This window comes from Corallococcus sp. 4LFB, assembly GCF_046520365.1.
Taxonomy (GTDB): domain Bacteria; phylum Myxococcota; class Myxococcia; order Myxococcales; family Myxococcaceae; genus Corallococcus; species Corallococcus caeni.
Genome location: NZ_JBKGHJ010000469.1, coordinates 1 through 6,503, shown reverse-complemented (window position 1 = coordinate 6,503; position 6,503 = coordinate 1). Strand labels below are relative to the sequence as shown.

Here is a 6,503-nt window from a genome sequence, read left to right as displayed (position 1 = left end):
CTCGAATCGAGCGCGACCGCATCGGAGGCGGCTGCCTGCGCGGATTCGCCGGACTGCCAATCCGTGGCGACCTCGCTCGAATCGAGCGCGACCGCATCGGACGTGGCTTCCGCTGGCGTGCCGGTGCCGGACTGCCAATCCGTGGCGACGTCGTTCGAACCGAGAGCGATCTCCTCGGCCGGGGTCTCACCACCGGACTGCCACCCGGTCGCGACGTCGTTCGTTCCGAGCGCCATCTCCTCGGCCGCCGGAGTCTCGCCGCTGGTTTGCCAATCCGTGGCAACGTCACCTGCGCTGAGCGGGAGCTCCTCAGCCGCCGCGGTCGTCTGCCACTCCGCCGCGACATCAGCGGTGCCCGCCGCGGCCTGATCCCCGGACTGCCACTCCGTGGCGACGTCGCCCGCGTGCAGGGCGATCTCCTCCGCGGGCACCTCGGTGGCCGCGGCGCTGTCGGTCCACGCCTCCGCGATGTCACCCGCGCCGAGCGCGATCTCTTCCGCGGGCTCCGGCGCTCCAGCGACAGGGGCCGCATCCGCCCCCCACGCTCCCGCCGTCTCCGTGGCGACCGCCTGCGCCTCCTCGCACGGCCTCTTCCGCGGGCGCGGCGGGCTCCGCCGTCGCGACGTCGCTCCAATCCCAATCCGCGCCCCCGCCCTCGGCGGACGCCGTCGGCTCCACCGCGAGTGGCGCCGTGTCGAGCGCGTTGGCCCGGGACTCCTCGGACTCCACCGCCAGCGGCGCCGCATCCCACGCCGCGTCCATGGGCGCGGGCGCCAGGTCCTCGGCCAGCACCGCCTCGGACTCGGGCTCGGCCTCCAGCAGCTCCGCGTCTCCGGCCGCCTGCTCCGCGGAGGCCAGCGCCTCCGCCATCGGATCCAACCCGGACGTCGCCGGGGCCTGGGCCTCCGACTCGACCTCCATCGACAGGTCCGCGAACGAATCCTCCAGCGAGGGCTCCGGCGCGGCGGCCGCCACCGGGGCCGGCGTCTCCACCGACAGCCCGGAGAAGTCCTCCTCCGCGCCCGTCCCCCACGCCTCCGCCGGCGCCGCCGCGGGCGAAGTCGCCACGGGCGCCTGCGGCATCCACGGCGCGGGCTCGCTCAACGACGGGATGTCGATGTCGTCCGTGCTGAGGTTCAGGCTGTCCTGCTCGGCGGGCGCCTGCGGGACGTACCCACCGGCCTGCGGATCCACCGGGGCCGCGTAGCCCGCGGCCGCGTTCGGGTCATACGCGGCGTTCGGGTCGTAGGCCGTGTTCGGGTCGTACGCCGCCGTGTTCGGGTCGTACGCCGCGTTCGGATCATAGGCCGCCGCGTTGGGGTCGTAGCCGGCGGGGTAGGCGTACCACTGGCCATCCTCGCCGTAGTAGCCCTGGGGCTGCTCGTAGCCGGCGGGGTAGGCGTACCACTGGCCGTCCTCGCCGTAGTACCCCTGGGGCTGCTGCTCGGGCTGAGCCCAGGCCTGGCCGCCGCCGCGGTGTCCGCCGCGTCCTGGATGCCCAAAAGGCCGCGCAGCTCGACCCAGCGAGACTCCTCGACAGCAGACAGGCTTCCCAGCTTCCGCTTCTCATCCAGGAAGCGGAACTCTCTCATCGCGGCGCGCGTATCGGACATCCGTCACCTTGCTGCGCCAGCGTCCAACGGGGACCGCCGCAGCGAAAATCTTGGAGGCCCGCGAGTGTAGGGGAGTCCCGCCAGGGGGTAAACCAATCCGCCACGCCCGGCCGGCCGCTACCTCCCCGAGAGGGCGGCACGCACCGCCTGGTCCAGCCCCGCGAAGTCCTTCTCGTAGGTGGCCTTCAGGGTCTCCTGGAAGGAGTCGGCCCGGCCCGCCCTCTCGATGAAGTCCAGCAGCTTCTCCTGGCCCCCCAGCCGCACCAGCTCCCGCACCGCCATGGCGGACGTGCCGTAGGCGATCTCCGGCTGGGACATGGTGATGGGCGCCTGCGAGTCCATCTCCGACAGCTTCGGCAGGGCCCCCTGCTTCGCCCGGCTGCGCATCACGTCCCGCAGGTAGCGCGGCGGGCCGTCCAGCCCCAGGTAGCGCCACTCGATGTACTCGGCCAGGCCCTCGTTGAACCAGCGGGGCAGGGCGCCGCCGCCGCGCGGGCTGATTTCATCCACCGCCGCGTGCACGTACTCGTGGACCAGGGTGGCCTTCGTCGCCTGCGTCAGCTCGGCCGCGTCGTTCATGCGGATGGCGTCCTCGGAGTACAGGCCGGCCACCGCGGCCGCGTACCGGGCGCCCATGTGCGTGGCGAACTCGTCGCGCGTGTAGAGCACCACGTTCAGCTGCCGCGCGCGGGCCCGCCCCAGCGTGCGCCGGGTGAAGTCATAGGCCTCGTCCAGCGCGGCCACGACCTTGCCCTCGTACTCCGCGCGCTGGCCGAAGTCCCGGTCGCTGTTGAAGTAGCGGATGGCGAAGCGGCTGTTCTGGCGCACGCGCATGCCGTCCTTGCCCACGCCGGACTCGTAGCTCAGCCCCGTGGGCCGGACGTCTCCGCCCGCCGTCGCCTTCGCCTGGCGCGTGTCCCCCGTGCCGGGCTCGCCGTTCATCCGCTGCTCCAGGCGCTCCGCCTCGCGCCGCGCGGCCTCTTCCTCCGACACCTGCGAGCGCGCGTGCCGCATCAGCTTGCGCGCCTCCGCGGCCTCCTTCGACTTCGCGGGCACCTGCCGCAGCGTGGCCAGCGCCCCCGCCGAGTCCTTGTCCAAGAGCTGCAGCCGCCCCAGCTCCAGCGCGAACGCGCCATCCCTGGGGAAGTTCGCCAGGCCCTTCTTCAGCGCCTCCTCCGCGGCGGCCCGCTGCTCCGTCCTCAGCGCCGAGCGCGCCAGGCACCGCAGCCCGCCCGCCGTCTGCTGGAAGGCCACGGCGCGCTCGCCCAGCGAGTACGCCATCACCGCGTCCTCGGAGAGCAGCGCCTCGCAGCCCTTGAGCAGCGGGGCCGCCACGGACGGCCGCTGCGCCTCCGGGTACGAGGCGGGGTCCGCGGCCGCGAACGCGAGGTACAGCTCCTCCCACTCCCTGCGGGCCGCCAGCTCCTTCGCCTTCTGCGCGGGAGGAGCGGCGGCGAGGAGCAGCAGGGCGATGAGGGGCGTGTTCATGGGCTCCTGGAGTATCGCCGAACCCCCGAGCGCCCGCGCAAGCCTCCCCGCCCTACGTCCGGGCGACCTGCCAGCCCTGCGACTCCAGGGCGGTCATCAGCTCCTGGATGTGGGCGTGCCCCGTGGTCTCCAGCATCACCTCCACCGTGGCCTCGCCCAGGCCCGCCTTGGAGAAGGCGCGGTCGTGGTGCAGGTCCACCACGTTGGCGCGCATCTCGGCAATCTGCGTGGTGAGCCGCGCGAGCATGCCGGGCCGGTCCGGCAGCCGCACCTCCAGCTGCACCAGGCGGCCCGCCTTCACGAGGCCCCGCTCGATGATGCGGCTGATGACGTTCATGTCGATGTTGCCGCCCCCGACGATGATGGCGACGCGCTTGCCCTTCGCCTGGGGCACCCGGCCGTTGACGAGCGCCGCCAGCCCCGCCGCGCCCGCGCCCTCCGCTACGGACTTCTCCTGCTCCAGCATCATCAGGATGGCGGCGGCGATCTCCTCCTCGTCCACCGTCACCACCGCGTCCACGTACCTGCGCACGTGCTCGAAGGTGAGCTCGCCCGGCACCTTCACCGCGATGCCGTCCGCGATGGTGGTGCCCGCGGCGGTGAGCTCCGTGCGCTTGCCGGCATCCAGCGACGCCTTCATGCTCGCGATGGTGGAGGCCTGCACGCCCACCACCTGGATGCGCGGGTTCGTCTGCTTCAGCGCCACGGCCACGCCGGAGATGAGCCCGCCGCCGCCCACCGGAACAATCACCAGCTCCAGGTCCGGGCACTGCTCCAGCAGCTCCAGGGCGATGGTGCCCTGGCCCGCGATGACGTGCGGGTCGTTGAACGGGTGCACGAAGACGAGGTTCTCCGCGGCCTGGATGCGCAGGGCCTCCGCGTAGGCCTCGTCGTAGTTGGCGCCCTTGAGCACCACGCGCGCGCCGTAGTCGTCACGCGTGCGCGTCACCTTGATGAGCGGCGTGCGCTCCGGCATCACGATGGTGGCGCGGATGCCCAGGCGCCGCGCGTGGTACGCCACGCCCTGCGCGTGGTTGCCGGCGGAGGCCGCGATGACGCCGCGGCGCCTCTCGTCTTCCGTCAGCGTCAGCAGCTTGTTGAGGGCGCCGCGCTCCTTGAAGGCGCCGGTGCGCTGGAGGTTCTCCAGCTTGAAGTACACCACCGCGCAGTCGGTCCTCTCCGTGAAGTAGTCCGACGCGGGGCACGGCGTGGGGCGCAGCGCGGTGCGGATCCGTTCGCGCGCCGCCTGGATGTCCTGCAGGGTGACCATCATGGCCGGGCGTGTAGCTTAAAGCCGGCCCCGGACGGAAGCGGCGCCGAGCCCATGTGGAGCCCACGCCTGCCTGGACGCGATGCGGCAGCGGCCGGACGGGCGCCTTGCCTTGCCCGTCAGATGCCGCGCAGCACCGTGGCCTTGCCCACCCGGCCAATGGCCAGGATGTAGGCGGCCGTCCGCATGGAGACCTTCCGGGAGCGGGCAATCTGCGCCACCCGGTCGTAGGCCTCCTTCATCGTCTTCTCCAGCTCCGCGTTGACGCGGTCCTCCTCCCAGGAGACGTGCTGGAGGTTCTGCACCCACTCCAGGTAGCTCACCGTGACGCCGCCCGCGCTGGCCAGGATGTCCGGCACCACGAAGATGCCGCGCTTCTCCAGGATGTCGTCCGCCTCCGGCTGGGTGGGGCCGTTGGCGCCCTCCACCACCAGGCGCGCGCGCACGCTGTTGGCGTTGTCGCGGGTGAGCACGTGGCCCAGGGCGGCGGGGATGAGCACTTCACAGTCCGCCGCGAGCACGTCCTCGTTGGTGCACGGCGTGCCGCCGCTGAAGCCCGTCACGGTGCCGGTGCGCTTCACGTGCTCGAAGAGGGAGGGCACGTCCAGGCCCATGGGGTTGTACATGCCGCCCAGCACGTCGGACGCGGCCACCACCACGCCGCCGTCGCCCCAGAGCAGCTGCGCGATGTGGCTGCCCACGTTGCCGAAGCCCTGGATGGCGAAGCGCGTGCCCTTCACCGGCATGCCCAGGTCCCGCAGGATTTCGCGGCACACGTAGAGCAGCCCCCGCCCGGTGGCGGCCTCGCGGCCCTTGGAGCCGTACAGCTCCAGGGGCTTGCCCGTCACCACCGCGGGCGAGTGCCCGTGGTAGCGCGAGTACTGGTCCATCACCCAGGCCATCACCTGGGGGTTGGTGTTGACGTCCGGCGCGGGGATGTCGCGCGTGGGCCCGATGACGTCCTGGATCTGGTCCACGAACTTGCGCGTGAGCCGCTCCACTTCCTTGAGGCTCATCTGCGCGGGGTCGCACGCCACGCCGCCCTTGGCGCCGCCGTAGGGCACGTTCACCACGGCGGTCTTCCACGTCATCAGCGACGCGAGCGACACGCACTCGTCCTGGTCCAGGGCGGGGTGGTAGCGCAGGCCGCCCTTCATGGGGCCGCGGCTGTTGTCGTGCTGGATGCGGTAGCCCAGGAACGTGCGGATTTCACCGGAGTCCATCTCGATGGACACCTGCACCTTCACCTCGCGCAGGGGCGTGGCCAGGAGCGTCTCGATGGGCGTGCCCACGTCCATCACCCGCGCGGCCTTGCGGAAGTAGTAGTTGGTGCCGTCGACGGCGTTCATGGCGGGCTTCACTCCTGAGGACAGACGGAAAACCTTAACAGAAGGGGTGCGCTACGATGCGCGCGTCCATGCGCCCCCACCCCCCGGACGACAGCGACGCCGGTTCGTCCCTGCTGGGACTGGCGCGGCGGATCCGCACGCTGCGCGAGCGCCGGGGCCTCACCCAGGAGGACTTCGCCGCCCGGTGTGACATCTCCGTGAGCTTCGTGTCGCTGCTGGAGCGCGGCGAGCGCAACCCCAGCTACGACACGCTCCTCCAGGTCGCGGCCGCGCTGGAGCTGCCGCTGTGGGAGCTGTTCCGGCTGGAGGACGCGGAGGACGCGGGGGCTCATCGGCTGGTGGAGTGGGTGCGGCTGCGGAAGCTGGGCCGGCAGGACGTGGACCGCCTGCTGGCCGTGGCGGAGGCGATGTTCAGCGGCGGGCCGGGCGCCCCGGGCCTCGGGGTGAAGGCGGTCGGCGCGGCCTGTACTTCACCGGAGTGTGGCCGGCCCGTGCTGGCCCGGGGGTTGTGCGTCGCGCACTACCACCGGGCCCGCAGGAAGAAGGCGCCCTCCGGCGGACCGGAAGGCGCCCCGTAGGCGAAGCGCTACTTGCGCTTGGCGCGCTCCACCTTCAGCGTCTTGCCCTCGCCGTGAGGCTTGCCGTGGGTGGCCTCGAAGCCCGCCACGTCCTCCTCCGCCACGAAGACGTACGCGTACGTGGGGCGCAGGTCCGTGCGCAGCACCTTGCCCGCCGGAGCGCCCGCGGCCTCCAGCGCGGCGGTGACGCCCGCCTCGTCCAGGC

At 72.3% G+C, this 6,503-nt stretch carries 7 protein-coding genes; 1 reads left to right on the top strand and 6 read right to left on the bottom strand.

The window, feature by feature from the left end:
• From ACLEQD_RS34275 to ACLEQD_RS34255, 5 genes are all read right to left on the bottom strand, one after another.
• On the bottom strand, positions 1–431 hold a 431-nt coding region (locus tag ACLEQD_RS34275), incomplete at its 3' end, for a hypothetical protein (protein WP_410389864.1).
• A gap of 40 nt (positions 432–471) precedes the next feature.
• Positions 472–1,194 (bottom strand): hypothetical protein, encoded by a 723-nt coding sequence (locus tag ACLEQD_RS34270; RefSeq protein ID WP_410389862.1) that lies wholly within the window; start codon positions 1,192–1,194, stop codon positions 472–474.
• A 536-nt stretch (positions 1,195–1,730) separates the two neighbouring features.
• Positions 1,731–3,101, bottom strand: coding sequence for a peptidase MA family metallohydrolase (locus ACLEQD_RS34265; RefSeq protein WP_410389860.1), 1,371 nt, complete (start codon positions 3,099–3,101; stop codon positions 1,731–1,733).
• 52 nt (positions 3,102–3,153) lie between these two features.
• The gene (locus ACLEQD_RS34260) at positions 3,154–4,371 is read right to left on the bottom strand and encodes a threonine ammonia-lyase (protein ID WP_410389866.1); all 1,218 of its coding nucleotides are present in this window, start codon (positions 4,369–4,371) and stop codon (positions 3,154–3,156) included.
• Positions 4,372–4,490: 119 nt separating this feature from the next.
• Positions 4,491–5,720 carry a Glu/Leu/Phe/Val family dehydrogenase gene (locus ACLEQD_RS34255; protein WP_410389859.1) on the bottom strand — a complete coding sequence of 410 codons (1,230 nt, stop codon included), beginning with the start codon at positions 5,718–5,720 and terminating at the stop codon, positions 4,491–4,493.
• Between the two features lie 68 nt (positions 5,721–5,788).
• Between ACLEQD_RS34255 and ACLEQD_RS34250 the strand changes: the two genes are divergently transcribed.
• On the top strand, positions 5,789–6,298 hold the full coding sequence (locus ACLEQD_RS34250) for a helix-turn-helix domain-containing protein (protein ID WP_410389857.1): 510 nt from the start codon (positions 5,789–5,791) through the stop codon (positions 6,296–6,298).
• A gap of 8 nt (positions 6,299–6,306) precedes the next feature.
• On the opposite strand, the gene ACLEQD_RS34245 is transcribed toward ACLEQD_RS34250, so the two are convergent.
• On the bottom strand, positions 6,307–6,503 hold a 197-nt coding region (locus ACLEQD_RS34245), incomplete at its 5' end, for a hypothetical protein (RefSeq protein WP_410389855.1).